Raw genomic sequence first — 25,592 nt, 5'->3', positions numbered from 1 at the left:
CACCGGCCCGGGGCGGCGTTCCCGGACCGCCACCCGGCCCGGCACGCATAGCCGGGTGCAGGCCGGGAAGGCGGTGGCGTCCGAGAAACCCGCGCGAGGGGGAATCCCGACATGCCTTTCGTCACCGTCGGTACGGAGAACTCCGCACCCATCGACCTGTACTACGAGGATCACGGTTCCGGTCAGCCGATCGTGCTGATCCACGGTTTCCCGTTCAACGGGGCGACCTGGGAGAAGGTGAGCGGCAACCTGCTGAACGCCGGATACCGGGTGATCACGTACGACAGGCGTGGATTCGGCAACTCCGCCCAGCCGGCCATGGGCTACGACTACGACACGTTCGCCGCCGACCTGGACGTGTTGATGACGGAGCTGGACCTGCGCAACGCGATCCTGGTCGGTCACTCGATGGGCACCGGTGAGGTGACCCGCTACCTGGGCGCGTACGGGTCGGACCGGGTGGACCGGGCGGTGCTCATCTCGCCGTTGGCGCCGTACCTGCTGAAGACCGCCGACGATCCGCAGGGCGTGGAGAAGAGCTTGTTCGACGGCTTCCAGCAGGCCATCCTGGCGGACCGGTTCGCCTACCTGACCGCGTTCTGCGACGCGTTCTTCGACTCCGGCGGGAAGCGGGACCGGGCGGTCAGCAACGAGGCGTACCACGCCCACTGGCAGATCGGCACGCAGGCGTCGGCGAAGGGCACCCACGACTCGGTGGACGCCTGGCTCACCGACTTCCGTCCCGACCTGCCGAACATCGACGTGCCGGTGCTGATCATCCAGGGCACCAGGGACGCGGTGCTGCCGTACGCCGCGACCGGCCAGCGGCTGGTGGACATGCTGCCCGACGCCCGGCTGGTCACGCTGCCGGACGCTCCGCACGGCCTCCCGTGGACCCACGCCGGCGAGGTCAACAAGGCGGTGCTGGAGTTCATCGGTCAGCCGAGCATGGCCCGCGCCTGACCTGCGCGCACGACCGCGGCCCGGGAAGACCCCGGGCCGCGGTTCGCGCGTGTTCAGCCGGCCAGGCGGGCCAGCTCCTCCTCGACGATGGACGGGTCGAGCTTGCGGAACACCGGCTTCGGCGCCGCGAGCGGACGGCCCACCTCAAGAGGTACGGACTCCCAGCGCGTTCCGACCGTGTAGTCACCGGTCAGCACCGGGTACGACGGCCCGCCGTCGAGGTCGTCGACCTCCTCGATGACCGGCATCGGCGCGTGCACACCGGTGCCGCCGAGCAGTTCGTGGATCTTCTGGGCGGAGTGCGGCAGGAACGGGGTGAGCAGCGTGTTGGCGTCGCTGACCACCTGGAGCGCGACGTGCAGGATGGTGCCCATACGGGGCTTGTCGTCAGCGCCCTTGAGCTTCCAGGGCGCCTGGTCGGAGAGGTACTTGTTGGCCTCGGCGACGACCTTCATCGCCTCGCCGATGGCCTGCTTCTGCCGGTGCCGGGCGATCAGGTCGCCGACCACTGCGAAACCGGCCTTCGCGGTGTCCAGCAGCGCCTGGTCGGCCTCGGTGAGCCCGGCCGGGTCGACCGGCGGGATCGCGCCGAAGTTCTTCGCCGTCATCGACACCGACCGGTTGACCAGGTTGCCCCAGCCGGCGACCAGCTCGTCGTTGTTGCGGCGCAGGAACTCGGCCCAGGTGAAGTCGGTGTCGTTGCTCTCCGGCCCGGCCACCGCGATGAAGTAGCGCAGCGCGTCGGCGTCGTAGCGCTCCAGGAAGTCCCGGACGTAGATGACCACCTTGCGGGAGGAGGAGAACTTCCGCCCCTCCATGGTCAGGTACTCGCTGGAGACGACCTCGGTGGGCAGGTTGAGCCGGCCCAGTTCGCCCGGCTCGCCGTCGCGGGCGCCCTCGCCGGAGTAGCCGCCGAGCAGCGCCGGCCAGATCACCGAGTGGAAGACGATGTTGTCCTTGCCCATGAAGTAGTAGGAAAGGGCGTCCTTCCCCTCGGCGTCGGCGGACCACCACTTGCGCCACGCCTCCGGGTCGCCGGTGCGGCGGGCCCACTCGATGGACGCGGACAGGTAGCCGATGACCGCGTCGAACCACACGTAGATCCGCTTGTCCGGGCGGTCGCGCCAGTCGTCGAGCGGGATCGGCACACCCCACTCCAGGTCGCGGGTGATGGCTCGGGGCTGGAGGTCGTCGAGCAGGTTGCGGGAGAACCGCAGCACGTTCGGGCGCCAGCCCTCGCGGGTGTCCAGCCACTGCCGCAGCGCGTCGGCCAGGGCGGGCAGATCGAGGAAGAAGTGCTCGGTCTCGACGAACTCCGGCGTCTCCCCGTTGATCTTCGACTTGGGGTCGATCAGGTCGATCGGGTCGAGCTGGTTGCCGCAGTTGTCGCACTGGTCGCCGCGCGCGCTGTCGTAGCCGCAGATCGGGCAGGTGCCCTCGATGTAGCGGTCGGGCAGCGTCCGGCCGGTGGAGGGGGAGATCGCCCCGGTGGTGACCTTCGGGACGATGTAGCCGTTGCGGTACAGGCCGGTGAACAGTTCCTGCACCACCGCGTAGTGGTTGCGCGTGGTGGTGCGGGTGAACAGGTCGTACGACAGGCCCAGCGCCCGCAGGTCCTCGGCGATCACCCGGTTGTAGCGGTCGGCCAGCTCGCGCGGGGTGACCCCCTCCGCGTCGGCCTGCACCTGGATCGGGGTGCCGTGTTCGTCGGTGCCGGAGACCATGAGCACGTCGTGACCGGCCATCCGCATGTACCGGGCGAAGACGTCGGAGGGAACGCCGAATCCGGATACGTGGCCGATGTGGCGCGGGCCGTTGGCGTAGGGCCAGGCGACCGCGGCGAGAACGTGACTCATGAGCAGCAAGCCTAGTGATTGCCGTGGCTGCGCCGCGAACCAATAGGGGTGTGCGCTCCGCCCGTACGTCCGATTTGTTGCCGACACGCGGCGTGAGCTGCCCGACAAGCCCGACATACCGGTGTGCAATGAACATCGTGACCAGCAGACCAGCGGCGCCCGAGCCGTCGGCGGCCGCCGCCCGGCGGGCGCGGCCCGCGCCGCCCGGCGGGCCCGTCGCCCCGCAGCCACGGCTGGACCCGGCGGACCCGCCGGTCGAGGTGGAGCCGACCACCGGGGCGCCGGTGGACGCGGTGCCGAGCCGGGTGCCGGTACGCCAGCCGCGCTGGCAGCGCGCGTCCGCGCCGTCCGGCGGCTGGGCGCCGATCGAGGAGGTGCACTGGGACGGCACGCCGCTGCGCGACGAGCCGCGCCCGGGTCCCGCCCGCCCTCCGGCGCGGCGGGAACGCGCCCGCCCGGTCGTGCCGCCGAGCCCGCCCGCCGGCCTGGCCGTGCTGCTGACGCTGAGCCTGCTCGCCGCGTTCTTCGCCTGGGTGAGCGCGGGACCGCTCTGGCTGGCGGCGGGGCACTCCAGCGGCGGCACCGTGATGGTCACGAAGTGCGTGGGCGGCGGGCTCACCCAGCGCTGCCGGGGCATCTTCTCCGCCGACGGCGACCGGTTCCAGGCCCACGGGGTACGGGTCAGCGGCGTACCGGCCGGCCGCACCGACACCGGCAGCTCGCTGCGCGCGCGGATGACCGGGCCGGGCGGGTCCACCGCCTACGCGGACACCGGCACCGGACGGCACCTGCGCTGGCTGCTGGGGCTGGCGCTGGTGGCCGGCTGCGCCGCCGGCATCGCCAGGTGGACCGGGGCGACCCGGCTCGCGGACGAACGGCAGCGGCGCTGGGCGGTCGGCCTGGCGCTGGCCGGGCCGGCGTTGATCACCGTCGGTTTCCTGGCCGCCGCCTGGTAGGTGCCCGGCTCGTCAGCTGTGCACGACCGCGTACACCTCGCGCCGCCGCAGCCCGTACGCGGTGGCGACCTCGGTGATCGCGTCCCGGCGGGACAGCCCGGCCGCCTCGCGCTCGGCCACCGCGGCGCGCAGCGTCTCGTCGTCCGGCCGGACCGCGGGCGTGGCCGGCGCGCCCGCCACGACGAGCGTGATCTCGCCCCGGGGATCGCCCTCGGCGGCCCACTCGGCCAGCTCGCCGAGCGGCCGGCGGACCACCTCCTCGTACGTCTTGGTCAGCTCGCGGCAGAGCGCGGCGGGCCGGTCGGCGCCGAACGTCTCGGCGAGGTCGGCGAGCGCGCCGGTGATGCGGTGCGGCGCCTCGAAGAACACGAGCGTGCGCTCCTCGGCGGCGAGCGAGCGCAGCCGGGAGCGGCGGGCGCCGGGGGTACGCGGCAGGAAGCCCTCGAAGCAGAACCTGTCGCAGGGCAGCCCGGACAGCGCCAGCGCGGTGGTGACGGCGCTCGGCCCGGGCGCGGCGGTGACCGGCACGCCGGCGTCCAGCGCGGCCCGGACCAGCCGGTAGCCGGGGTCGGAGACGCTCGGCATGCCGCCGTCGGTGACCAGCGCGACCGTGTAGCCGGCGGCGAGCACCTCGGCCAGCTCGGGCGTACGCCGTTCCTCGTTGCCCTCGAAGTACGAGACGATCCGGCCGGGCACCGTCACGTCCAGGTCGCGGGCCAGCCGGGTGAGCCGCCGGGTGTCCTCGGCGGCGACCACGTCGGCGGCGGCCAGCACCTCGCGGAACCGGGCGGACGCGTCGGCCGGGTTGCCGAGCGGCGCGCCGAGCAATACGAGTCGCCCTACCTCGGACATTTCCCCCACGATGTGCGCTCCCTCATCGATGGTCGTACCAATTTCGGAGACGACGGACGCCACCGGGCACCCTCGCAGCCTACGATCGCCGGGTGACGAGTGCGTCGACAGCACAGAGCGCGAACCCGGACCCTTCCACCACCGACCGGGGCGACGGCGCCGGGGGCGGGATCCCCGCCGCCGTGCGGCGCCGGCTCGCCACCGTCGACGACCGCATCGGCCGGGGTCAGGCGTGGCTGGCGACAGGCGTGGTGGTGGCCATCGCGGCGATCCTGCGCTTCGTGGGGCTCAGCTTCCCGCCCGGGAAGGTCTTCGACGAGACCTACTACGCCAAGGACGCGTACGGCCTGATCGACCGCGGTGTCGAGTGGAACTACAAGGACAACGGCCCCTCGTACGTGGTGCATCCACCGCTGGGCAAGTGGATGATCGGCATCGGCGAGTGGGCCTTCGGCTACCAGGACGCGGACAGCCGCGTCTCGGTGCCGGGCCACCTGATGACCACCTCGCCGGAGTTCGGCTGGCGGTTCGGCGCGGCGGTGGCCGGCACGCTGTCGGTGCTGCTGCTGGTCCGCATCGGGCGGCGGATGTTCCGCTCCACGGTGCTGGGCTGCGCGGCCGGTCTGCTGCTCGCGCTCGACGGCTACCACCTGGTGCTGTCCCGCACGGCCATCCTCGACATCTTCCTGCTGCTGCTCGTGCTCGCCGCGTTCGGCGCGCTGGTGCTCGACCGGGACGCCCGGCGACGGCGCTGGGCCCGGGCGCTGGAGGACGGGCTCGACCCGACACAGCCGGGCCGGGCCGGACGGCCGCCGTCGGGCTGGCGGAACTGGCCGTGGTGGCGGCTGGCGGCCGGGGTGCTGCTCGGTTGCGCCTGCTCGGTCAAGTGGAGCGCGCTCTACTTCGTACCGGCGTTCGCGTTGCTGGTGCTGCTGTGGGAGGTGGGGGTACGCCGCTCGTCCGGGGTACGCCGGCCCTGGCGTGACGCCGTGCTCGACGAGCTGCCGTGGCTGGCCGCCGCGGGCGTGCTGATGCTCGTGACCTACATCGCCACGTGGTCGGGCTGGCTGCTCAGCCAGGACGGCTACTACCGCCTGGCGGAGCGCTACCCGAACAACCCGGAGCTGAGCGACACCCCGTTCGTCGGGGCGCTGATCAACCTGTGGGAGTACCACAAGGCCGCGTACGGCTTCCACACCCAGCTCGACGACCCGCACAAGTACCAGTCCTGGCCCTGGCAGTGGCTGCTGCTCGGCCGTCCGGTGGCGTTCCACTGGTCCGGGGACGGCACTTGCGGCGCGCCGAGCTGCGCCTCGGAGGTGCTGCTGCTGGGCACGCCGCTGCTGTGGTGGTCGTTCCTGCCGGCGCTGGCCGCCACCGTCTGGCTCGGCCTGGCCCGGCGGGACTGGCGCGCGGGCGCGATCCTGCTCGGCGCCGCCGCCGGCCTGCTGCCCTGGTTCTGGTTCGCCCTCGACGGGCGGACGATGTTCTCCTTCTACGCCGCTCCGGCGGTGCCGTTCCTGGTGCTCGCCGTGGTCTACGTGCTCGGCGCGATCGCCACCCCGGCACCGGCCACCGGCACGGCGGCGCCACCGGACCCGCAGCAGGTGCACGACCGGCGGCTGGTGGGCGGGATCATCGCGGGCGCGTACGTGTTACTCGTGGCGCTCTGCTTCGCCTACTTCTACCCGATCTTCGTGGGCCGGGTGCTGCCGTACGCGGACTGGTCGGCGCGGATGTGGCTGGACGGCCGCTGGATCTGACGCGGGGCGGCGGGCGCACAGAAAAGCGCGCCCCCATCGCCTGCCACGGGGGAAGCGGGCGATTGGGGCGCGCAAGACAGAGCTTAGCCACACTCCGGCAACGGCACAACGGGTCCGGGGCGGCCAGATTTCCGACGAGTGCACCACCGGCCGAAAGGGTTACATGGTGCAGCTGACGGCGGTCGCCGCGACCGGGCATGACGGTCCGGCGAGGCCGGAATGCGGCCCCGCCGGGCACCTCCGACCCGAATGATCCTCCAAAGTGGATCTCACTACACTTCGCCCCGTGATCAACAAGAGACGATCGACGGCCGTCCTCATCGGACTGCTGGCGGCGGCCGCGCTGATCGGGCCGAGCCCCGCCGGGGCCGACGACGACAAGACCACCGAACCCGTCGCCGAACCACCGAAGGTCGAGCTGGTCCTGGATGTCAGCGGGTCGATGCGGGCCCGCGACATCGACGGGCGCAGCCGGATCTCCGTCGCCCAGCAGGCGTTCAACGAGGTGGTCGACGCCCTGCCGGACGAGACACAGCTCGGCATCCGGGTGCTCGGCGCCACCTACAAGGGCAAGGACAAGAAGCAGGGCTGCCTGGACACCCAGCAGATCGTGCCGGTCGGCCCGGTGGACCGTACGCAGGCCAAGGCCGCCGTCGCCGGATTGCGTCCGACCGGTTTCACACCGGTCGGACTGGCGCTACGCTCCGCCGCGCAGGACCTGGGCACCGGCAGCACCGCCCGCCGGATCGTGCTGATCACCGACGGCGAGGACACCTGCGCCCCGCCCGACCCCTGCGAGGTGGCCCGCGAGCTGGCCGCCCAGGGCACCCGGCTGGTGGTCGACACGCTCGGCCTGGCGCCGGACGAGAAGGTACGCCGGCAGTTGCTCTGCATCGCCGGCGCGACCGGCGGCACCTACACGGCCGCGCAGAGCGCCGACGAGCTGACCGGCCGGATCAAGCAGCTCGTCGACCGCGCCCGGGACACGTACACCGCCGCCCCGGCGGTGGTGGGTGGCGGCACGGCCTGCGAGGGCGCCCCGCTGCTCGCCCCCGGCGTCTACAGCGACCGGGAGGTTTTCTCCGAGCACCGCTGGTACCGGGTGCCGGTGCGGCCCGGGCAGGAGCTGCGCGCCTCGGTGAGCGTCGCGCTGGACCGGCCGGTCAACCCGGACTACGGCGTGCTGCTACGCGCCACCGCGCCGGACGGGCGGGAACTGGTCCGAGGCGTCGATGCCGGCAGCGGCCGTACCGACGTGGTCTCCGCCGGGCTGCGCTGGTCGGCCGCCGAAGAGGAGGAGGACGGCCCGAGCGCCGAGCCGACGCCGGGCGCGGAGCAGGCGGTACGGACCGTCTGCCTGGTGGTCAGCAACTCGTTCGCGGCCAGGCCCGGCACCCAGGCCCGGCCCGGGATGCCGGTGGAGCTGACGGTGGACGTGGTGGCCGCCTCCCCCGCGCCGGACGGGCCGGACCTCGGCCGTGGCTGGGTGCTGCTGCTCCTGCTCACGCTGGCCGGACTGCTCACCGGGCTGGTCGCCGGGCTGCTCACCCGCTGGTGGGTGCACACGTGGAGGACGAACTGAGCATGCGTACGCTGATCCGCGCCGCGGCGGCCACGACCGCCGTGGGGCTCGCCCTCACCCCGGCGGCGGCCCTGGCCGCGCCCAGCCCGTCACCGGGCGCGACCACTGTGACGAAGGCCGGCACCTCGTTCCTCACCGCCACCACCGTCAGCGCCGGGCAGCCGGTGCGGGTGGGCGCGTCGACGGGCGACCACCTGTACTGGTCGTTCCGCGCCGACGCCGGGCAGGTGCACGAGATCACCGCCACCGTCACGTTCCCGAAGCCACGGAGCGGCGTGTCCACCTGGACCGTCGAGGTCTTCGACGGGCTGCGCCGCCGGCAGGCGTGTACGGCGGGCGCGCAGACCCCCACCGCCGGCGCCTCGGCGACGAGCGTCGCGCTGGGCTGCACGCTGCGCCGGGTACGGCCGTGGGCCGAGCCCTGGTCGGGCGACCCGCTGCCCGGCACCTACTACGTCCGGCTCTCCGTCACCGAGCTGCCCGAACCCGAGCTCGGTCTGCCGATCGAGGTGGAGATGCTCGTCGGCGCCACCGACGAGGGCGGCGCGTCGGGCGACGACGGCGAGCTGGCCGCGCCACTGGTGCCGAACACCAAGGCCGGCACGGTGCTGGCCGCCGAGCCGACGCCCGAGCCGGTGGCCGACGAGGAGGACTTCGACCTGACCGGCTGGCTCCCCGACGCGGGATCGCGCTGGGTGTGGACCAGCGTGGGCGGCGTCCTCGCCGCCGTGGCCGGCGTGATCGGCTTCGGCCTCACCCGGCGGCCCCGCCGGCCCTGAGAACCGCAACCTCCGAGGACCGCAGCCGGTGGCCGCCGCGAACCCGACGCGGCGGCCACCGGCCGCGCTCACGCCTCAGCGGTACGCGGACCGCGCGGCACCCAGCCGATGAACCGGTCCTGGAGCGCGGTGACCGGCACGGAGCGCAGATCCTGCGTCGCCGCGGCCAGGCAGGATCCGAGATAGACGCTGAGCGACGCCCGGTCCACCTTGTACTCGCGCAGCAGGTGGTGACGTTTCGTGGCGCAGGGCCAGTCGTCACCGCACGAGCCGCAGGTCCAGTCGGGGGTCACCGGCACGTGCTCGCCTCCGGCACTCCCCGAAGTCTCCGCGCCAGGCGTCATCGGCCGCTCCTTCCGAGTCAGGAATGGTGGTGATGGACCGCTTACCTCCCCGCGACGTTCCTTCAGCGCCGCGCCACGCCCAAGCGTTACGGTACGTTCACCGCGTGTCCCCGTCATCCACCTCTCGTGCGTGACCTGCTTCCGGCCTCGGTCGCCGTAGCGGTGGCCGGCCCGGCCGACTGGTCCGGTGAGCTGCTTCCTGCCGAACTGGCCACACTGGGTGAGCGTGTGGTGCCCGGCCGTCGCCGCGACTTCACCGCCGGGCGGCTCTGCGCCCGGCGGGCGCTCGCCGCGCTCGGCCGGCCCGCCACGCCGGTGCCCGCCGGCGCCGACCGGGCCCCGATCTGGCCGGCCGGCGTCGTCGGCGCGATCACCCACACCAGCGACTACTGCGCGGCCGCCGTCGCCCGGGCCGCCGACGTGCGCGCCGTCGGTATCGACGCCGAGCGCTACCGGCCGCTCTCCCCGGGGGTACGCCGGAAGGTGTGCCGCCCCGACGAGGAGGTGGAGCTGGCCCGGCTGCCGGCCGGCACGCACTGGCCGACCGTGGTGTTCAGCGCGAAGGAGACCGTCTACAAGATCTGGCACCCGCTCGTGGGCACGTGGCTGGGCTTCGCCGACGCACAAGTCGTCATCGATCCGGAGGCGGGCACGTTCCACGCCGAGATCGCGCCGGCCCGGCTCGCCGCCGCACCGGTGCCCGATCCGCCGTCGGCGGTGACCGGACGGTTCGTCGTGGACGACGACCTGGTCCGTACCGCCGCCGTCCTGCCACATCGATGAGGCCCTGTTGGCCGACTTGCCTCGGGCCTATACCGTCGATCCGACCGGATACCCCGAAGGCGCCCCAAGGAGTACGGTGAGCCACCCTGAGCCTCCGTCCGGGTCACCCGACCCGAACCAGCAGCCGCCGGAACCGCCGACTCAGGCGTTCCCCCCCGCCCCGATGCCGGCGCCGAGCGACCCGTACGCTCCGCCGCCCGCTCCCACCTCGGGTGCGCCCTCTCCGCCGCCCTCGGAAGCGCCGCAGCCGCCCGTCTTCAGTGCGCCGCCCGTCTCCGGGGCGCCCTATCCGCCGCAGCCGGGTCCGGGCGAGCAGTACCCGCCCGCGCCTGCCGCGGCGTTCCCGCCGCCGCCCACCTCGGGGGTGCCCTACCCATCGCCGGGCAGCGAGTATCCGCAGGCGGGCGGGGCGTATCAGCCGCCGGGATTCGAATACCAGCCCCCGGGCGGGGCATACCAGCAGCCGGCATCCGGGTACCAGCCTCCGGGTGGGACGTACCAGCAGCCCGGCGGCGAGTACCAGCCGGGCGCCTATCCGCCGCCGGGCGGTTACCCGCCGCCGGGTGGTGGCGCGTACCCGCCGCCGCCCGGTCAGCCGTTCGGGCCGCCGGCGAAGAAGTCGAACAAGAACGTCTGGATCACTGTCGGCGTCATCGCGGCGGTCCTGCTGCTGCTGTGCTGCGGCGGCGGCCTCCTCGCCGTCTACAGCGGCGCGAAGAAGACCCAGGAGGCGATCGACTCCCTGCCCACCCCGGGCGTCACCTACGGCCAGCCGACAGCCGGCCCTCCGACCGGTGACACCCCGACGGGCACTCCGCAGCCGGGCACCACCGGCGGCGCCGCGTTCAACATGCCGGCCGGCGCCAAGCTGACCGTCAACGACGACCGCGGCACCATCGAGGTCACCGTCGGCAACTTCCGGACCAGGAACGCCGCCTGCAGCGAGATCATGCCCGGCCCGAAGAACGGCATGTTCCTGATCGCCGACGTGACCGCCGAGATCACCAAGGGCACCGGCTCGATCAACCCGTTCTACTTCACCTGGGTCGCCGCGGACGGCACCGAGGAGAGCGGCATCGGCGGCGCCTTCTCCGGCTGCGGCAAGCTGATGACCTCGGGCACCAACCTGCCCGAGGGGTCCAAGCGCAGCGGACAGCTCATCTTCGACGTGAAGGACCAGAACGGCGTGGTCGAATACAAGCACCGCTTCCGTTCCGCCGGGTCCTGGAAGCCCTGAGCTCACACGAAACCCCGCACGGGGGCAGGTCCACAGCGGACCGGCCCCCGTGTCCGTTAGATCTTGCTAGCAAACGGCCCTCATATGGGCCGAAATCTTCCAAGATCGCCCCGGACTGGCGTGGATGGGCAGTGTCGGGGGTGGTTCCTATTCTGCGGCGATGGTTCTCACCGACGTCACCGGGTCCTGGGTAGGCACCAATGGCTTCCGGCTGATGCCCGCCGATCCGCTCGCCGAGTCGTCGGCCGCGCTGACCGTCGCCACCGCGGCCGGCGGGCACCTGACCACTGTGGCGTACTCGTGGGAGCATCCCGAAGACGGCCCGCAGGACGGCCTGCTGGTGATCGCCGCAGGCGACCGGCCGGGCTCGCTCGTCGCCTGGTGGGGCGACTCGTGGCACCAGCAACCGTCACCGATGACGCTCACCGGCGAGGCGGGCGGGGCGGCGGCGGTCGAGATGACCGCCGGGTACGCCGGCGGCTGGGTGTGGCGGATCGTCCTCGACGCCGCCGGCCCCGGCACGCTGCGGCTGCGGATGGAGAACGTGGTCCCCACCGACGAGGCCGGGCCCGGCACACCGGCCGGGCCCTACCCGGTGATGGTCACCGACGTGCGCCGCGCCTGAGCCGTCGCGGGCATCCGCGTCACGGCGCCGCCGCAGTCAGGCGTCGAGGATCTCCCGCAGCCGGCGCGCGAACGCCTCCGGTTGCCCGGCGTAGCCCGTCTCCTCGCCGAGGAACCCGCCGTGGTGGCTCGGGAAAACGGCGGGCTGTCCGCCCAGCAGCTCGGCGGTGGCCGCCGACGTCCGCGCGGTGAGCGTGTCCGCCGACTCCTCGCCCACCGCGATCACGACCCGGGTAGGCGCGGCGCGCAGCGCGTCGACGTCCGGCCGGTAGACGGTGACCGCCGCGGACCGGTCGGAGAGCAGCGGGTCGTCCCGGCTGCCGTCGTCCTCGGCCGGCATCCCGAACGCGGCGGGGTCCGGCGCGGGCTGGGCGAAGTAGTCGTCGGTGAACTCGCCCCGCCACGACGTCATGACGATGAACGTCGCCATGCCCGCGCCCCGGCCGTTCTTCCGGTACGCCTCCTGGCAGGCGGCCATGGCCCGGCCGGCCGCCTCGGCGTCGGGGAGCAGCGTGGTCAGCGGCGGCTCGTGCGCCACGAGCGTGGTCACCGCGTCCGGGTACGCGGCCACCAGGGCGAGCGCGGTCACCGCGCCGCCGCTGCTGGCGAACATGTCGACCGGGCCCATGCCGAGGGCGTCGACGATGTCGCGTACGTCCCGGGCCTGCACCTCGGGCAGCGAGTCGTTCCGGCCGTCCTTGCGAACGCTCCGGCCGAGCCCACGCGGGTCGTACGTGATGACTGTGCGGTCGGGGAAGTACGACGCGAGCGTGGTGAAGCCGTCGGCGCACATGGGCTGGCCGATCATGAACAAGGGGCGGTGCCCGGCCTCGGTCGCCTCGGGGGCGTGGACGTCGTAGACCAGGTCGACCTCGGGCGTCTGGAGAGTGAGCGTCTTCATGCCTCTGTCGACCGGCGCCGGCCGCGGAAGTCATCGGTCCAGCGGAAACGTGTTCCGGGCACGGCTCGCGGCGGTGTCGACACCCACGCCGCGAGCCGTGCCCGTCGCGGTCAGCTCACCGTGCCGGTGACGGTGCTGCCGGACTTGGTGACGTAGTAGGTCAGCTTCGTGCCGCTCCAGAAGTGGAACGTCAGCGTGACCCGCTGGCCGTCGTTGACCTCGGCGAAGAACTCCGGCTTCAGCACGATCGTGTTGCCGGTGTAGTCCGGCGCGAACGTCACGTCGAACTCCTTGTACGAGGTCCAGTTCTGCGGCCCGGCGTTGCTGCCGTCGGCGTACTTCGCCTCCATGGTGGCCAGTTGGTCGCCGCGGAACTGTGCCGGGAGCGTGAACGCGGCGGTGGTGCCGCTCGCGTTCGACAGCACCGGCGGGTCGTACGTGATGATGCTGATCCGCCACGGCACGCCCGCGGAGAACCGGGCCGTCAGGTTGGCGTTCACCCCGTACGCGCGGGAGCCGACCAGCCGGGTCAGCGCCGACGCGGTGAGCGTCAGGGTGTTGCCGGAGACCGTGTAGTCGGTGCCGTTCACCAGGTCGGTGGTGCCCTGGCGCAGACCCTGGAACGTGGTGCCGTTCAGGTTGAGCGTCAGGCTCTTGGCGGTGATCGAGCCGGTACGCGGCACGTACACCTGGTCGCTGGAGGCGGTGCCGGAGCGGGTGGTCCAGCTCGACTTGATCTGGGCGAACAGCTCGGGGTCCTTCCACACGAACGAGGTCCGGTCGAAGTGCTGGCCGTTGTCCCAGAGCTGGGTGGTCAGCTTGCGGCTGCGCGCGTAGTGGCCGAGGAACTCGAAGAACTTGAGCTTCTCGCCCTGTTCGATGGTGCCGGTGTGCCGGTCGAAGCCGAGCAGCCCGTACTCACCGATGATCACCGGGATGTTGCGGGTGACGAAGGCGTTGTAGACGCGGTCGAACTGGTCGGTCAGGTCCTGCTGGACGGTGGCGTCGAACCGGGTGCCCCCGGCGATGTTCACGCTGAACGGCCAGTACCCGTAGAAGTGCACGGTGGCGACCAGGTTCGGGTCGTTCAGCGTGTTGAACGTGCTGACCAGCTCGTCCACCCGGGCCTGCTCGGCGGAGGTGTGCAGGGTCGGCAGGACGAGCAGCCGGGTGGCGTTGTTGCCGCCGGACTGGCGGACGATGCGGTGGAACGAGGTGTTCAGCTCGTTGAGCAGGGTGGCGTTCTGCGCGTCGCCGGAGCTGCCGGTGAACTGCGGCTCGTTGACGCTCTCGAAGGTCAGCTTCGGCGAGGAGTCCTTGAACGCGGCCGCGATCTGGGTCCAGAGCGCGTTGTAGCGGTTCAGCACGCCTGCGCGGTCGGTGGGCATCGTGTTGATCCACTGCCACGAGTCGTGGTGGATGTTGAGCACCACGTAGAAGCCGTCGGCGAGCGCCCAGCCGACCACCTCGCGTACCCGACTCAGCCAGGCCGCGTCGATCGTGTAGTTCGGCGCGGCGCCGTGGTGGTTGCTCCAGGTCACCGGGATGCGGATGCTGTTGAAGCCCTGCGCCCGGACGTTGTCCAGCAGCGCCTCGGTGACCCGCGGGTTGCCCCAGGCGGTCTCGTCCGCGCCGACCGCGTCGAAGGAGTTGCCGAGGTTCCAGCCGGGCTGCATGGCGGCGACCGCGGCCATGGCGTTGCCGGCCGGCGGCGGGGTCGTGGGCGGTGGCGTGGTGGGCGGCGGGGTGGTCGGGGGCGGCGTGGTCGGCGGTGGCGTGGTCGGCGGTGGCGTGGTGGTCGGCGGCGGGGTGGTTCCGCCGACGCCGCCGGTGCAGGCCACGCCGTTGAGCGAGAACGCGGTGGGCGCGGTGTTGGTGCCGGTCCAGGAGCCGTTGAAGCCGAACGAGACGGTGCCGTTCGTGGCGACGGCGCCGTTGTAGCCGACGTTCGTGGCGGTCACGTCGGCGCCGGAGGAGGTGACTGTGGCGCTCCACGCCTGGGTGACCCGCTGGCCGGACGGGAACGTCCAGCGCAGGTTCCAGCCGTTTATCGGGTCACCGAGGTTTGTCACGTCGACGTTGGCGGTGAAGCCGCCGGGCCACTGGCTGGCGGTCGTGTAGGTGACGCGGCAGCCGGCCGCCGCCTGGGCGTTCGTCGCCATCAGGGCGGTGCCGGTCACGAGCGTGGCGGCGGTCGCCGCGACGAGGCCGACCCGCAATCGGGCGGTACGGGGAGAGCGGAACATGGTGGTTCCTTCGCGGTGGGTGGGCGCGTGGACGGGGAGGGCGGGGCGCGCACCCGCCCAGCGCGAGAGTAAGTTTGGATTCCAAACATTGTCAATCAACAGACGTGGATGTGGCAGGCGCGTCAGGTGGCCGGCAGCGTCTCGACGGTGAGGTGCGCCGACAGCGCGCCCAGGAAATCCGGCGCGTCGAAGATCCGGCCGGCCGAGGCGACGCCCTTCGCCCGGGTCCGCCCGGTCAGGACCCGGTGGACCGCCTCGACCGCCAGCGGCGCGCTGATCGCGTAGATGTCCTGCCCGTGGGCCACCACCCGCCGCCGGACGTCGCCCGACCGCACCACCACGTCGACGGTGAACGTCTGCGCCGACCGGCCGCGCTCGTCCACCGCCGCCGGGGCGTCCCCGGCGGCCAGGTCCAGTGCCGCGTTCGCGGTCATGTACGTGCACACCTCCGGGATGTCCAGGTGACTCGGGACGGTGACCCCGTCGGCCATGGTGAACTCGCCGAGCACCGGCCGCACACCCAGTGGCGCCGGAAACTCCCAGTCCAGCCGGGGCAGGTCGCCGTCGGCGTACACCAGGCGCCCTTCGGTGAAACGGACCCGCCGGCCGCCGCGGCGATCGCGCGAGACGACGCCGGAGGCGACCGTCCCGGCCGTCGGGTGCCAGCTGCTCAGCCCGTACGCGACGTGCGCCTCGTCGGCCGCCGTCCAGTCCCCCATCGCGGCGGTGACGAGCAGGTCACCGAGCCCGCCGAAGAACGCCATGGCCGGCACCACCGCGACTCCGGCGGCCTCGGCACGCTCGGCGTACTGGGCGAACGTGTCCCGGTTCGCCTCGATCTCGGCCGCCACGTCCACGTAGGGGATCCCGGCCCGCAGTGCGGCCTCGATCAGCGGGCCGGCGGTCGAGGCGAACGGCCCGGCGCAGTTGACCACCGCCGCCGCCCCGGCCAGCGCCCGGTCCAGCGGGGCCGGGTCGTCGACCGACGCCACCCGGTGCTCCACCCCCGGGAAGGCGGCTGACAGCTTCCCGGCGTCGCGCCCGACCGGCAGCGGCTCGTATCCCCGCTCCCGCAGCTCCGCCACCACGAACCGTCCGGTGTGCCCGTACGCCCCGAACACCGCCACCTGCATGACGCTCCCCCTCGAAGATCGATTGGAACGATCCTCGCCGGGGCGCGTGGGCCGGGCCAGTGTCGCAAACGACAATGCCCGTACAGTTTCGGACATGGCCCTGATCGCGCTCGCCGCCACCGACGGGATGCTGCACTTCGAGGTGTCGGCGGCCTGCGAGATCTTCACCCGCGACCCGACCGGCCTGGCCGACCCCTGGTACGACCTGGTGGTCTGCGGTCCCGGCCCGGTCGGCGTCGGCCGGTTCGCGATCACGCCCGACCACGGGCTGGACCACCTCGCCCGCGCCGACACGGTGATCGTCCCGGCGATCGAGGACACCGCCGCCGAGCCGCCGCCAGACCTGGTCGACGCCGTCCGCGCCGCGCACGAGGCGGGCGCCCGGATGGTCTCCTTCTGCACCGGCGCGTTCGTGCTCGCCGCCGCCGGCATCCTCGACGGGCTGCGAGCCACCACCCACTGGGCACACACCGAGGCGTTGGCCGCCCGCTACCCGAGCGTCCGTGTCGACCCGGACGTGCTCTATGTGGACAACGGCGACGTGCTCGCCTCCGCCGGCAAAGCCGCCGCCATCGACCTGTGCCTGCACCTGATCCGCCGCGACCACGGCTCGGCGGTCGCCAACGCCGTCGCCCGCCGCCTGGTGGTGCCGCCGCACCGCGCGGGCGGCCAGGCCCAGTACGTCACCACCCCCGTCCCGGCCCGCGCGGACCATCCGATCGCCGCGCTGCTGCCGTGGGCGATGGCGCGGCTGGACCGCCCGCTCACCGTCGCCGACCTCGCTCGCCAGGCGACCATGAGCACCCGCAACCTGGCCCGGCACTTCACCGCCGCGACCGGCGCCACGCCGTCGCGGTGGCTGGCGACGCAGCGCATCCGGCGGGCGCAGGAGCTGCTGGAGAACACCGACGACAGCATCGACGCCGTCGCCGAGGCATCAGGCATGGGTACGGCGACGACGCTACGCCGGCACTTCCAGCGCGCCGTCGGCGTGCCGCCGGACACCTACCGCCGCACGTTCCGCCGCGGCTGACCGGGTTGCCGCCGTCTCCCGCCGGGCGGCCTGAACGAGATGCCCGCCTGCCTGCCTTTCGGGGCCCGGGCGTTCCGGCACGAGGGCTATGGTCGGTTCGTGCCGCCCAAGGGGACGGTCGCCTGACACTCGACACGGGGGAAAATGTGTTCGACGTGATCGTGGTCGGCGGTGGGCCGACCGGCATGATGCTGGCGAGCGAGCTGCGCCTTCAGGGCGTCGGCGTGCTCGTGCTGGAACGGGACGCCGAACTGCCGCCGTACGTGCGGTCGCTCGGGCTGCACGTCCGCAGCATCGAGGTGATGGACCAGCGAGGGCTGCTGGAGCGGTTCCTGGACAACGGCGGCACGCACCCGATCCGGGGCTTCTTCGCCGGCATCGACAAGCCCGCGCCCGCCGATCTGGACACCGCCCACCCGTACGTGCTCGGCATTCCCCAGACACTCACCGACCGGCTGCTCGCCGACCACGCCGCCGAGGTCGGGGCCGAGATCCGGCGCGGCCGTGCGGTGACCGGGCTGGAGCAGGACGACGACGGCGTGACAGTCCACCTCGACGGCGAGCCCTCGGAGGCGGTGCGGGCGCGGTTCGTGGTCGGCTGCGACGGCGGGCGCAGCACCGTCCGCAAGCTGCTCGGCGTCGGCTTCCCCGGCGAGCCGTCGACAGTCGACACGCTGCTGGGCGAGATGGAAGTGACTGCCTCCCCGGATGAGATCACCACGATCATGACCGAGGTACGCCGCACCGAGAAGCGGTTCGGGCTCGGGCCGTCCGGCAGGCCCGGCGTGTTCCGGGTGGTCGTACCGGCGGCCGAGGTGGCCTCGGCGCCGCCCACGCTCGACGACGTCAAGCGGCAACTGACCGCGTACGCGGGCACCGACTTCGGCGTGCACTCCCCCCGCTGGCTGTCCCGGTTCGGCGACGCGACCCGCCTGGCCGAGCGGTACCGGGTCGGGCGGGTGTTCCTGGCCGGCGACGCCGCGCACGTCCACCCGCCGCTGGGCGGGCAGGGGCTCAACCTGGGCATCCAGGACGCGTTCAACCTGGGCTGGAAGCTGGCGGCGGCGGTGAACGGCTGGGCGCCGGGCGACCTGCTGGACACCTACGAGTCCGAGCGGCGTCCGGTCGCCGCCGACGTGCTGACGAACACCCGCGCCCAGATGCTGCTGACCAGCAACGAGCCCGGCCCGCAGGCCGTGCGTGAGGTGCTGGCGCAGCTCATGGAGTTCGACGAGGTCAACCGCTTCCTGATCGAGAAGGTGACGGCGATCGGCGTGCGGTACGACGTCGGCGAGGGTCACCCGCTGCTCGGGCGGCGGCTGCGCGACGTACCGCTGCCACAGGGACGCCTGTACGAGCTGATGCGTACCGGCGGCGGGTTGTTGCTCGACGGGACCGGGAGGCTGTCGGTGGACGGCTGGGCCGACCGGGTCGGGCTCGTCGCCGGCACCGGCGACGAGCTGGACGTGCCGGCGGTGCTGCTGCGGCCGGACGGGCACGTGGTCTGGGTGGGTGACGGTCAGCGGACGCTGGAGGAGGCGCTGACCAGGTGGTTCGGTAGCGCGACGAGGTGAGCTGCTGCCGAACGCCCGAGGGCGTTCATGGTCCGGTCGTCTGGTAGCTGCGGAGCGCGGCTTCGGCGAGCCGGGTGAGGTGATCGTCGCCGCCGGGCTCGTTGCCCTGCTCATGAACGATCACCAGGGTGGTGCCGATCCGGACGAGGGTGCTGTCCCATTCCAGCGTGATCGATCCGGAAGTCGTGCTGGAGTCGACGCGCATGTTCTCGTCGCCCAGTCGCGGCCCCGGTACCACCGCGAAACGGTAGCTGCCTCCGTCCCGGCCCGGTGACGCGACGGTGGGGCACCGGGCGATGAACGTCCGCAGGTCCGCCATCGCGCCTCGGGCGCCGTCGTCGGCGTACGTCCTGAGCACTTCGCTTGCCACCCACGGGTAGTCGGTGCCCTCGGCGGAGCCGACGGTGGCAGCGGCCATCGCCGACGGAGTACCGGTCAGCCGCTTGGCCGACAACAGCGGAATCATGTCCGCACAGGGCGCCTCGGGGCCGGGGCGCTGCCGGCCCGCGGTCCGCCTCCGAGACGAACACGACGCTGGCGTGGTCACCGTGGACCGCGCCGTGACCATGGCTGCGGCCATGCAGGCGCGCGGCTTGACGCAATGCGCCGTTGCCGACGCCCACCGACTGCCGTTCCTCGACGGCGCCTGGTCCGACCGCACCGTGCAACACCTCGCCGATCCCCATGCCGCGATCGGGGAACTCGTCAGGGTGGTCCGGCCGGGTGGCCGCATCGTCCTCGCTGACCCCGACTACGACACGCAGGTGCTCGACATCGCCGACCAGGATCTGGCGCGACGCGTGCTGCGGTTCCGGGCCGACGTCCTCCTCCGCAACGGCACCCTGGCCCACCAGCATGCCGGCATTCTCGCCACGCTTGGCCTGACCGACGTCACCGTCGAACCCCGAACGCTGCTGGTTCGCGACCCGGCCGCCGCCGACAACGTTCTGGGTCTGCGCAGCTGGGCCGCCACAGCGGCTCAGCGCGGCGTACTCGAACCCGGCCGAGCTCGCGCGTTCGAAGACCAGTTCGACCATGCCGTAGACACGGGCCGGTTCACCTACGCAGTCACGTTCTTCCTCACCGCGGCGACCGTCACCTGGGACGGAGGGCAGTAGCAGACTGTCGCCATGCCGCCCGAACCGGAGTCGTGGACCATCAGGCACTTCTCGCAGGCCAATCCGGTGGGTCCAGGACAGGACAGTGTCCCGGCGTTGCTACGCCGCATCGCCGACAGCATCGAACAGCGGCCGGGCATCGAACCCAACGGCTACCTCGGCACCCTCGACGAGGTGATCGTCCCGCTCCCCCGAGGCACTCGCCTAGTGTCCCACTTCCGCAATGGCAACGCGGTCGATCACTTCTTCTGGCTCGACGACGGAGTCTTCCGGCTGCATTTCGAGCCGTTGTTTCCTGCCCAGCGGGACGGCAGCGACCCCGACGGCCTGGTGGAGGTGATGCGGCAGGTCGGTTTCGACCTCAGCGAGGACGATGACGCCGACTACGGTCCACACCGAGGCGGCGTTCGCCCTCGCTGAGCACCTCACCGGGGTCCGGCTGACTCCTGAGTTCCTGGAATCAGCGACCTACGTGTGCGGCACTGCCCCAATACCTGGGAGACCAGCTGCCGTCCGAGAGTCCCCACCTGCGGGCTGAGCGGGCCTCCCGTCCGGGCCAGTGAGCGGGCCGACACCTGTCGGGGTGTAGGCAGGCGGGGCGTCGGGTACCTCGCGCCCAACCCCTTACCCCTGCCCAGGAGGACCCCACATGACCGTCGTACTCGCCATTGTCTGCAGCGACGGGGTGGTGATCGGCGCGGACTCCCAGATCACCGAGAGCGACCGAGGTCTGAGCTTCCCCGCCCAGAAGCTGCACCCACTGGGCGACTGCGCCGCCTGGGGCGGCAGCGGCGCGCGGGGAGTGCTCAACGACCTGCGCCCCCTTCTCCAGGACTCGGCCACCGCCATCCTCGAAGCGCCCGACATCGGTGACGAGCTGCAGGAGCGCGTCCTGCCCGTCTTCAAGAAGCACTACGAGAACTACATCCCGGACGTACCGGGCGAGGGCAGCGGCGGCGGGGTGTCGGCGTACCTGCTCGCGGCCGGCTACAGCCAGGGCGGTCCGTGGATCGTGGAGATCAACCCGAACGGGCTGATCGGCCGCTACGAGGACGTGGGCTTCCACGCCATCGGCTCCGGCGCGCCCATGGCCCAGCAGGCCGGCACGCTGCTGTCCCACTTCCGGATGACCACGCGCACCGTCGAGTTCGGCGTGGTGGGCATGGTACGGGTGCTGGAGGCGCTGGAGCGGACCTCGCCGTCGGTCGGCCGGCCGTTCAGCGTCGCGTGCATCCGCGAGGAGGGTGCGCACCACCTCGACGAGAAGGAGATCGCCAAAGCGCTGAAGGACGCCGAGCGCTGGCGCGACCTTGAACAGAAGGCGCTCGACGGCCTGTTCGACTGACGGCCGCGGGTGATCCGCCGACGACCGGCACGGTGGCGGCCCGTCGGGGTTGTCCACCGTGCCATGGGGCGGGTTCGAAAAAGGCCGTCTCCGACTGGCGGAAACGGCCTTCGAACTGGGTGGAGCTGAGGGGATTTGAACCCCTGACCCCCTCGATGCGAACGAGGTGCGCTACCGGTCTGCGCCACAGCCCCTCCGCCGGCGAACCGGCGTCGGTCCCACCCAGCTTTCACCGGGTGGGCCGGCGACAAGGCTAACAGGTCGCGCCCCCGCGACGCGAACCGCCCCACCGCCCCCGTAGATCTTGGAAGAAAGCAGCCCTCAGAGGGGCCCAATTCTTCCAAGATCGCCCGTCACGGGCGACGCGAACCGCGCGAGTGGAACGCCATGGGTGTCATGGAGGGCCGGAGACACCCATGGCGTTCCACTCGCTGAAAGATCACACGCGGACCAGGGCCGCACCTCGCGGAGGCGCGCCCCGGTCAGCACGGAACGGGGGCGTCAGGCGCCTCGGCCGGACTGGTAGGGGCGTCCGCGCAGGCCGCCCGCACGCCGGTAGGACACCGAGCCGCCGCTCGCCGCCGGCGGCAGGTCCGCGGGGCGGTCCAACCCCATCGCCGTACGCCGGACCGCCTCGCGCTGGGCGGCCAGCCGGCGCTGCGCCTCCCGCCGGGCCGCCGCGCGCCGGGCCTGCTCGCGGCGCACCTCGGCCTGGCGGGCGGCCAGCCAGGCCGCCTCGCGGGCGTCCGCGCGCCGCCGTCGACGCTCGGCCAGGGCGCGCTGCCGCAGGTGTGCGACGTACACCATGAGCAGTGCGCCGGTGACCGAGACGCTGATCCAGAACCCGGGCCCGACGAGCACCACGCCGCCCAGTTCCACCAGGTTGAGCAGCAGCAGCGCGGCGAGCACCCGGCGCCGCCGGTAGATCGCCGGGGTGTGCCGCCGCCGGGGCGGGTTCCGTCGGCGGGACTGGGCCGGGACGGCGGAGACGGGCCGGAGCCGCCCGGAACGGCGGCGCAGCGGTGGCGCGGAAACCGGGCGAGCAAGACCACCCGTATCGGAGTCTTCACTCAGGGTCACAACCAGGGAGCGCGGCGGGTGCACCGGTCGCCGCCCGGGCACGGTGCGCCGTCGACGCTGGCGCTGGAGCACCCGCGCCGTCGACTGCGCCCGCTCCGCCACCTGCCGCTCGGTGGCGTCGTACCGGCGGACCAGCGCCGGAGCGAGGGCGAGCAGACCGGCGGCGGCGAGGACGGCGAGGAGCACCGACGTGGGCACCCTCACCCCTCCCGTCACCAATGTTCGGGGCGAGCGTCACACCGCCGCAACTTCTTCCGTCGACCGTCGTTTACGGCGCACTTCGTGCGGGCGGGCAGCGCTTGCCACAGCTTGCAGTTACTTGAGGTTACGGGCCGCCGACCCAGTTCACAGTGCGCCGCGCCGGGCGCTCGCCTCAGCGGCGGTTGTCACGTGCGCGGTGCCACCGCGCCAGCAAGCCGCCCTCGGCAGCCACTTCCTCGCCGGTCATCGCATATCCGATGTGGTCGCGCCAAGCACCGTCGATGTGCATGTAACGCACGTGATAGGCCTCCTCGCGGAAGCCGAGCTTCTCCACCACCCGCCGGGACGGCATGTTCTCCGGCCGGATGTTCACCTCGATCCGGTGCAGGCCGCCCGGTCCGAACGCGTGATCCACGGCGAGCGCCACAGCGGTCGGGATCACGCCGCGACCGGCCACCCGCGAGTCCACCCAGTAGCCCACGTACCCGGAGCAGAACGCCCGCCGCACGATGCTGCCCACGTTCACGTGACCGACCAGCCGCTCCCGGCCGTTCTCACGCAGGCAGACGGCGAACGGCATGCCCTCGCCGGTACGCGCGGACCTGCGCTGGTCGGCGTGCACCAGGCGGAACGCGGCGGGCGAGTTCGTCTCGTACCAGCCGCCGGGCACATGGGACTCCCACGGTGCCAGCCACTCCCGGTTCGCCCGCCGGATGTCCGACCAGGCGACGGCGTCCGAACGGCGGTACGGCCGCAGCACCACCGGACCGTCCACCAGCACCGCCGGCCACCCCGGAGCCCGCCGGAACATCACCGAGTCGGCCTTCCGTTCGCGACTGCGGGGCTCGCAAGCTCACTCCTCGCGCTCACCGAGCCAGCCTTCCCTTCGCGACTGCGGGGCTCGCAAGCTCACTCCTCGCGCTCACCGGCGCCGGTCCAGCAGGAGAACGTCCACCGTGGACCCCGCAGCGGCTGTGGTGACCCGCTCGCCGAGCACCAGCAGGCCGTTGGCGTCGGACAGGCCGGACAGCGTGTACGGGCCGCCGGCGAGCGGCTGCACCGTGTACCCGCCGCCGCGCCGCTCGGCCACGTGCGCGGGCCGGAACTCGCGCAGCCCCACCGGGGACGAGACCGTCTCCAGCAGATGCGCGCGGACGCTCGGCCGGAACACCGGCTCGGCGCCGGCCAGCAGCTGAATGGCCGGGCGGGCCAGCACCTCGAAGCCGATCAGCGCCGCGCCGGGCTCACCGGGAAGACACACCACCGGCACCTCCTCGGCGCCGACCGTACCGAACCCGAGGGCCGTGCCGGGATAGAGGGCCACCTCTGTGAAGGCGACTGGCCCGGCCCGGCCGCCGTCGCGGCGGGACAGGATGCGGCGGACCATGTCACCCGGGCCGGTGCCGGTGCCGCCGGTGGTGATGATCAAGTCGGCGCGCAGCGTCTGGTCCTCCAGCAGCCCGCGCAGCGCCTCCGGGTCGTCGTCGCAGATCCCCACCCGGTACGCGAGCCCGCCCGCCTCGGCCGCCGCCGCGGTCAGCGCGTGCGAGTTGGTGTCGACCACCTGCCCGGGCTGGCTGCCCCGGCCCACGTCCACCAGTTCGTCGCCGGTGGCCACGATGACCACGCGCGGGCTGGGCCGTACCACCACGTGTCCGATGCCGGTGGCGGCGAACACCGCGACCAGGGCCGGTGAGACGTACGCGCCGGCGCGGGCGAGCAAGGTGCCGGCGACCAGTTCCTCCCCAGCGCGGCGCAGGCCGTACCCCCGTTTGGGGGCGCGGAAGATCTCGACGGCGGCCATGCCCTGGTCGGTCCACTCCACCGGGACGACCACGTCCGCGCCGATCGGCAGGGGCGCGCCGGCCGCCACCGAGAAGCACGAGCCGGTGGTGAGCCGGACCGGCCGCCAGCTCGCCGCGCCGAGGTCGCCCACCACGTTGAGGCGGATGCTGCGGCCGCCGGGCATACCGGAGGGGGCCGGGACGTAGCCCGGCCCCCGACTCCCACCGGAGATGTCCTCCCAGCGCGCGGCGTACCCGTCCACCGCCGCCTGGTCGAAGGCGGGGTACGAGTGCGGGGCGACCACGTCCTCGGCGAGCACGTTGCCGTACGCCTGGGTCAGGTCGAGGTCGAGCGGAGGCAGCGCGCGTAACCTGCGCAGCACACTGCCCAGGTAGTCGGCGAGCGGCGTCAACTCGTTCGCGGCCGCCTCGGCGTCGGCCGTCGAGGTCATGTATCGGCACCGCCGGACGCGTCGCGGATGCCGTTGAGGACGGCGGCGGTGACCGTCTCGTCGCCGTTGTTGACGAACTCGACGAGCCACTTGCGGAACTCGGCGCCCAGGTCGTCCCGCTCGGCGGCGATCTGCACCACGGTCTGGAGGTAGCCCAGCGGCATGCCGGTGTCGTAGCGGGTGCCCCGGTAGACGATGGCGTGCACCGGCACCCCCTCGGTACGCAGCAGCTCCATCGCGTCGGTGAGCTGGATCTCGCCGCCGCTGCCCGGTTCGGTGCGCCGGATGGCGTCGAAGATCTTCCCGGGCAGCACGTACCGGCCGAGGACCGCCAGGTTGCTGGGGGCGTCCTCCGGGCTGGGCTTCTCCACCATGCCGGTGACCTTGACGACCTCGGCGATGTCGGAGTATTCCGACTCGCCCGGCTCCACCGAGGCGATGCCGTAGCGGCTGGTCTCGGCCGGGTCGACCTCGAAGAAGGCGAGCACCACACCGCCGGTGCGGGCCTGGAGTTCCAGCATGGCCGGAAGCAGCGGCTCGGAGGGCTTGACGAACTCGTCGCCGAGCAGCACCGCGAAGGGCGCGTCGCCGACGTGCGACTCGGCGTACCCGACGGCGTGGCCGAGACCGAGCTGTTCCGGCTGGCGGACGGTGTAGATCGCGGCGAGCTCCTCGGTGCGCTTGACCTCGGCCAGCAGCTCGGGCTTCTTGGCGAGCCGTTCCTCCAGGTCCGGCCGGCGGTCGAAGTGGTCCACCATCGAGGTCTTGCCGCGACCGGTGATCAGCAGGACGTCGTCGATGCCGGCCTGGGCGGCCTCCTCGACGATGTACTGCAGCACCGGCCGGTCGACGACCGGCAGCAGTTCCTTGGGAACCGCCTTCGTGGCCGGCAGGAACCGGGTGGCCAGGCCGGCGGCCGGGATCACGGCCTTGACCGCGCGGGAGCGACCGGGGGCCGCTGAGGGGTTCGCTGAGTGCTCCGACAT

The 25,592-nt window shown here is 72.6% G+C and carries 23 protein-coding genes, 1 tRNA gene and 1 pseudogene; 13 read left to right on the top strand and 12 right to left on the bottom strand.

Annotation, left to right across the window (positions count from 1 at the left end):
- Nucleotides 1–111 precede the first annotated feature (111 nt).
- Entirely contained in the window at nt 112–963 is an 852-nt protein-coding gene (locus tag ACFYO8_RS11215; protein WP_355093497.1) for an alpha/beta hydrolase, read from the top strand.
- A 53-nt stretch (nt 964–1,016) separates the two neighbouring features.
- Here ACFYO8_RS11215 and metG read toward each other — a convergent pair whose 3' ends face one another.
- On the bottom strand, nt 1,017–2,819 hold the full coding sequence (gene metG / locus ACFYO8_RS11210) for a methionine--tRNA ligase (RefSeq protein WP_354864661.1): 1,803 nt from the start codon (nt 2,817–2,819) through the stop codon (nt 1,017–1,019).
- A 128-nt stretch (nt 2,820–2,947) separates the two neighbouring features.
- On the opposite strand from metG, the gene ACFYO8_RS11205 reads away from it, so the two are divergent.
- Nucleotides 2,948–3,775, top strand: a complete 828-nt coding sequence (locus ACFYO8_RS11205) for a hypothetical protein (protein WP_387188880.1) — start codon at nt 2,948–2,950, stop codon at nt 3,773–3,775.
- A 12-nt stretch (nt 3,776–3,787) separates the two neighbouring features.
- On the opposite strand, the gene rsmI is transcribed toward ACFYO8_RS11205, so the two are convergent.
- The gene (rsmI, locus tag ACFYO8_RS11200) at nt 3,788–4,627 is read right to left on the bottom strand and encodes a 16S rRNA (cytidine(1402)-2'-O)-methyltransferase (RefSeq protein ID WP_387187209.1); all 840 of its coding nucleotides are present in this window, start codon (nt 4,625–4,627) and stop codon (nt 3,788–3,790) included.
- Nucleotides 4,628–4,719: 92 nt separating this feature from the next.
- Here rsmI and ACFYO8_RS11195 point away from each other — a divergent pair, with 92 nt between their 5' ends.
- From ACFYO8_RS11195 to ACFYO8_RS11185, 3 genes are all read left to right on the top strand, one after another.
- The gene (locus tag ACFYO8_RS11195) at nt 4,720–6,390 is read left to right on the top strand and encodes a phospholipid carrier-dependent glycosyltransferase (protein ID WP_354864655.1); all 1,671 of its coding nucleotides are present in this window, start codon (nt 4,720–4,722) and stop codon (nt 6,388–6,390) included.
- 286 nt (nt 6,391–6,676) lie between these two features.
- Nucleotides 6,677–7,972, top strand: a complete 1,296-nt coding sequence (locus ACFYO8_RS11190; RefSeq protein WP_354864653.1) for a VWA domain-containing protein — start codon at nt 6,677–6,679, stop codon at nt 7,970–7,972.
- A 2-nt stretch (nt 7,973–7,974) separates the two neighbouring features.
- Nucleotides 7,975–8,751: a peptidase gene (locus tag ACFYO8_RS11185; protein ID WP_354865256.1), complete on the top strand. Its 777-nt coding sequence runs from the start codon at nt 7,975–7,977 to the stop codon at nt 8,749–8,751.
- A gap of 68 nt (nt 8,752–8,819) precedes the next feature.
- Here ACFYO8_RS11185 and ACFYO8_RS11180 read toward each other — a convergent pair whose 3' ends face one another.
- Nucleotides 8,820–9,095 carry a hypothetical protein gene (locus ACFYO8_RS11180; RefSeq protein ID WP_354864652.1) on the bottom strand — a complete coding sequence of 92 codons (276 nt, stop codon included), beginning with the start codon at nt 9,093–9,095 and terminating at the stop codon, nt 8,820–8,822.
- Between the two features lie 126 nt (nt 9,096–9,221).
- On the opposite strand from ACFYO8_RS11180, the gene ACFYO8_RS11175 reads away from it, so the two are divergent.
- From ACFYO8_RS11175 to ACFYO8_RS11165, 3 genes are all read left to right on the top strand, one after another.
- Entirely contained in the window at nt 9,222–9,878 is a 657-nt protein-coding gene (locus ACFYO8_RS11175) for a 4'-phosphopantetheinyl transferase superfamily protein (RefSeq protein WP_355093495.1), read from the top strand.
- Between the two features lie 364 nt (nt 9,879–10,242).
- On the top strand, nt 10,243–11,115 hold the full coding sequence (locus ACFYO8_RS11170) for a hypothetical protein (protein ID WP_354864648.1): 873 nt from the start codon (nt 10,243–10,245) through the stop codon (nt 11,113–11,115).
- A gap of 160 nt (nt 11,116–11,275) precedes the next feature.
- Entirely contained in the window at nt 11,276–11,740 is a 465-nt protein-coding gene (locus ACFYO8_RS11165) for a hypothetical protein (protein WP_354864646.1), read from the top strand.
- A gap of 36 nt (nt 11,741–11,776) precedes the next feature.
- On the opposite strand, the gene ACFYO8_RS11160 is transcribed toward ACFYO8_RS11165, so the two are convergent.
- From ACFYO8_RS11160 to ACFYO8_RS11150, 3 genes are all read right to left on the bottom strand, one after another.
- On the bottom strand, nt 11,777–12,640 hold the full coding sequence (locus tag ACFYO8_RS11160) for an alpha/beta hydrolase (RefSeq protein ID WP_354864644.1): 864 nt from the start codon (nt 12,638–12,640) through the stop codon (nt 11,777–11,779).
- Between the two features lie 110 nt (nt 12,641–12,750).
- The gene (locus ACFYO8_RS11155) at nt 12,751–14,886 is read right to left on the bottom strand and encodes a cellulase family glycosylhydrolase (RefSeq protein WP_354864642.1); all 2,136 of its coding nucleotides are present in this window, start codon (nt 14,884–14,886) and stop codon (nt 12,751–12,753) included.
- A gap of 122 nt (nt 14,887–15,008) precedes the next feature.
- Nucleotides 15,009–16,019 (bottom strand): saccharopine dehydrogenase NADP-binding domain-containing protein, encoded by a 1,011-nt coding sequence (locus ACFYO8_RS11150; RefSeq protein WP_354864640.1) that lies wholly within the window; start codon nt 16,017–16,019, stop codon nt 15,009–15,011.
- A 94-nt stretch (nt 16,020–16,113) separates the two neighbouring features.
- On the opposite strand from ACFYO8_RS11150, the gene ACFYO8_RS11145 reads away from it, so the two are divergent.
- Nucleotides 16,114–17,052, top strand: a complete 939-nt coding sequence (locus tag ACFYO8_RS11145; RefSeq protein WP_354864638.1) for a helix-turn-helix domain-containing protein — start codon at nt 16,114–16,116, stop codon at nt 17,050–17,052.
- A gap of 146 nt (nt 17,053–17,198) precedes the next feature.
- Nucleotides 17,199–18,626 carry a rifampin monooxygenase gene (gene rox / locus ACFYO8_RS11140; protein ID WP_354864636.1) on the top strand — a complete coding sequence of 476 codons (1,428 nt, stop codon included), beginning with the start codon at nt 17,199–17,201 and terminating at the stop codon, nt 18,624–18,626.
- Between the two features lie 25 nt (nt 18,627–18,651).
- On the opposite strand, the gene ACFYO8_RS11135 is transcribed toward rox, so the two are convergent.
- Entirely contained in the window at nt 18,652–19,092 is a 441-nt protein-coding gene (locus ACFYO8_RS11135; RefSeq protein WP_355095723.1) for a hypothetical protein, read from the bottom strand.
- Here ACFYO8_RS11135 and ACFYO8_RS11130 point away from each other — a divergent pair.
- The 3 genes and pseudogenes from ACFYO8_RS11130 (at nt 19,091) to ACFYO8_RS11120 (ending at nt 21,089) form a co-directional block, all read left to right on the top strand.
- Nucleotides 19,091–19,744 (top strand): methyltransferase domain-containing protein, encoded by a 654-nt coding sequence (locus tag ACFYO8_RS11130; protein WP_355095721.1) that lies wholly within the window; start codon nt 19,091–19,093, stop codon nt 19,742–19,744. The genes ACFYO8_RS11135 and ACFYO8_RS11130 overlap by 2 nt on opposite strands.
- A gap of 12 nt (nt 19,745–19,756) precedes the next feature.
- Nucleotides 19,757–20,282, top strand: a pseudogene (locus tag ACFYO8_RS11125) (DUF6461 domain-containing protein).
- 111 nt (nt 20,283–20,393) lie between these two features.
- Nucleotides 20,394–21,089 carry a proteasome protein gene (locus tag ACFYO8_RS11120; RefSeq protein ID WP_355095718.1) on the top strand — a complete coding sequence of 232 codons (696 nt, stop codon included), beginning with the start codon at nt 20,394–20,396 and terminating at the stop codon, nt 21,087–21,089.
- Nucleotides 21,090–21,209: 120 nt separating this feature from the next.
- On the opposite strand, the gene ACFYO8_RS11115 is transcribed toward ACFYO8_RS11120, so the two are convergent.
- From ACFYO8_RS11115 to ACFYO8_RS11095, 5 genes are all read right to left on the bottom strand, one after another.
- Nucleotides 21,210–21,283, bottom strand: a tRNA-Ala gene (locus tag ACFYO8_RS11115).
- A 307-nt stretch (nt 21,284–21,590) separates the two neighbouring features.
- Nucleotides 21,591–22,373 carry a hypothetical protein gene (locus ACFYO8_RS11110; protein ID WP_354864628.1) on the bottom strand — a complete coding sequence of 261 codons (783 nt, stop codon included), beginning with the start codon at nt 22,371–22,373 and terminating at the stop codon, nt 21,591–21,593.
- A gap of 169 nt (nt 22,374–22,542) precedes the next feature.
- A complete protein-coding gene (locus ACFYO8_RS11105; RefSeq protein WP_354864626.1) occupies nt 22,543–23,181 on the bottom strand; it encodes a GNAT family protein in 639 nt (212 codons plus the stop codon).
- 111 nt (nt 23,182–23,292) lie between these two features.
- Nucleotides 23,293–24,606 (bottom strand): gephyrin-like molybdotransferase Glp, encoded by a 1,314-nt coding sequence (gene glp, locus ACFYO8_RS11100; RefSeq protein WP_354864624.1) that lies wholly within the window; start codon nt 24,604–24,606, stop codon nt 23,293–23,295.
- Nucleotides 24,603–25,592, bottom strand: a complete 990-nt coding sequence (locus ACFYO8_RS11095; protein WP_354864622.1) for a UTP--glucose-1-phosphate uridylyltransferase — start codon at nt 25,590–25,592, stop codon at nt 24,603–24,605. Before ACFYO8_RS11095 ends, glp begins: the two co-directional genes overlap by 4 nt.

This window comes from Micromonospora sp. NPDC005257 (genome assembly GCF_042872445.1).
Classification (GTDB): domain Bacteria; phylum Actinomycetota; class Actinomycetes; order Mycobacteriales; family Micromonosporaceae; genus Micromonospora.
Note: the sequence above shows the minus strand (reverse complement) of the source record. Positions and strands in the feature narration are given on the sequence as shown.

Coding starts and splice junctions, on each gene's coding strand:
- ACFYO8_RS11215 (WP_355093497.1), top strand. CDS start 112: ATGCCTTTCGTCACCGTCGGTACGGAGAACTCCGCACCCATCGACCTG.
- metG (WP_354864661.1), bottom strand. CDS start 2,819: ATGAGTCACGTTCTCGCCGCGGTCGCCTGGCCCTACGCCAACGGCCCG.
- ACFYO8_RS11205 (WP_387188880.1), top strand. CDS start 2,948: ATGAACATCGTGACCAGCAGACCAGCGGCGCCCGAGCCGTCGGCGGCC.
- rsmI (WP_387187209.1), bottom strand. CDS start 4,627: ATGTCCGAGGTAGGGCGACTCGTATTGCTCGGCGCGCCGCTCGGCAAC.
- ACFYO8_RS11185 (WP_354865256.1), top strand. CDS start 7,975: ATGCGTACGCTGATCCGCGCCGCGGCGGCCACGACCGCCGTGGGGCTC.
- ACFYO8_RS11180 (WP_354864652.1), bottom strand. CDS start 9,095: ATGACGCCTGGCGCGGAGACTTCGGGGAGTGCCGGAGGCGAGCACGTG.
- ACFYO8_RS11165 (WP_354864646.1), top strand. CDS start 11,276: ATGGTTCTCACCGACGTCACCGGGTCCTGGGTAGGCACCAATGGCTTC.
- ACFYO8_RS11160 (WP_354864644.1), bottom strand. CDS start 12,640: ATGAAGACGCTCACTCTCCAGACGCCCGAGGTCGACCTGGTCTACGAC.
- ACFYO8_RS11155 (WP_354864642.1), bottom strand. CDS start 14,886: ATGTTCCGCTCTCCCCGTACCGCCCGATTGCGGGTCGGCCTCGTCGCG.
- ACFYO8_RS11150 (WP_354864640.1), bottom strand. CDS start 16,019: ATGCAGGTGGCGGTGTTCGGGGCGTACGGGCACACCGGACGGTTCGTG.
- ACFYO8_RS11145 (WP_354864638.1), top strand. CDS start 16,114: ATGGCCCTGATCGCGCTCGCCGCCACCGACGGGATGCTGCACTTCGAG.
- ACFYO8_RS11130 (WP_355095721.1), top strand. CDS start 19,091: ATGTCCGCACAGGGCGCCTCGGGGCCGGGGCGCTGCCGGCCCGCGGTC.
- ACFYO8_RS11135 (WP_355095723.1), bottom strand. CDS start 19,092: ATGATTCCGCTGTTGTCGGCCAAGCGGCTGACCGGTACTCCGTCGGCG.
- ACFYO8_RS11120 (WP_355095718.1), top strand. CDS start 20,394: ATGACCGTCGTACTCGCCATTGTCTGCAGCGACGGGGTGGTGATCGGC.
- ACFYO8_RS11105 (WP_354864626.1), bottom strand. CDS start 23,181: ATGTTCCGGCGGGCTCCGGGGTGGCCGGCGGTGCTGGTGGACGGTCCG.
- glp (WP_354864624.1), bottom strand. CDS start 24,606: ATGACCTCGACGGCCGACGCCGAGGCGGCCGCGAACGAGTTGACGCCG.
- ACFYO8_RS11095 (WP_354864622.1), bottom strand. CDS start 25,592: ATGTCGGAGCACTCAGCGAACCCCTCAGCGGCCCCCGGTCGCTCCCGC.